At 64.1% G+C, this 605-nt stretch carries 1 protein-coding gene; it reads left to right on the top strand.

Going from position 1 to position 605, the window contains the following annotated elements; all coding sequences use genetic code 11:
- Positions 1-605, top strand: a 605-nt coding sequence (locus tag H2509_RS00820) for a hypothetical protein (RefSeq protein ID WP_209001721.1), incomplete at both ends; no start/stop codon positions are given.

The raw sequence follows: 605 nt of genomic DNA, 5'->3' as shown, positions 1-605 counted from the left end.
GCAGCGATAGCCGGTCTCGGCTCCCAGCAGGAGGCGCTCGGGTCGAACCCGGCCGCAACAGGTGTCATCCGTGGCCTGGAGCAGGAAATCGACGCGCTCAGTAAGACAGCCGAACAAAGGGAGCTTGACCAGAGACTGCAAAAAGCGGGCGTGACCCTTGCCTCGCAGGAAGGTCAAACCATCGCGGCCCTCGTCCGGGAGCGCTTCGAGGTCAAGGCGGCGATCGAGGCGGAGGAAGAAGCCCGCCGCAAGGCCGAGCTGGCCGCGAACAGGGCCGCGGCCCGCGGTATCCTGGAGCAAGACACGGCGCGGCAGCGCGTTCAGGATCTCATTATCGGGCTGCGAGACGAGCTGGACGTTCTCAGGGAAAGCGATCCGGTTCAGCGCGAAATGATCCGCCTGCGGGAGCAGCTTGCCGCCGCCACGCCGAAGGAGACAAAAGAAGTTGAAAACCTCATTGCCGCTCTCAACCTCGAAGACGAAGCCAGACGGGATTTCGAGGAAAACGCCGCGATCGTGCGAGGGGCGGTCTCGGATATCGTCAGCGGATTGCGCAATGGCGAGAACGCCTTCGAGGTTCTCGCCGATACCGCGCTGCGCGCGCT

The sequence above is a fragment of the Stappia albiluteola genome, assembly GCF_014050225.1.
GTDB classification, from domain to species: domain Bacteria; phylum Pseudomonadota; class Alphaproteobacteria; order Rhizobiales; family Stappiaceae; genus Hongsoonwoonella; species Hongsoonwoonella albiluteola.
The sequence above is the reverse complement of the archived record's forward strand: the minus strand, read 5'-3'. Positions and strand labels throughout refer to the sequence as shown.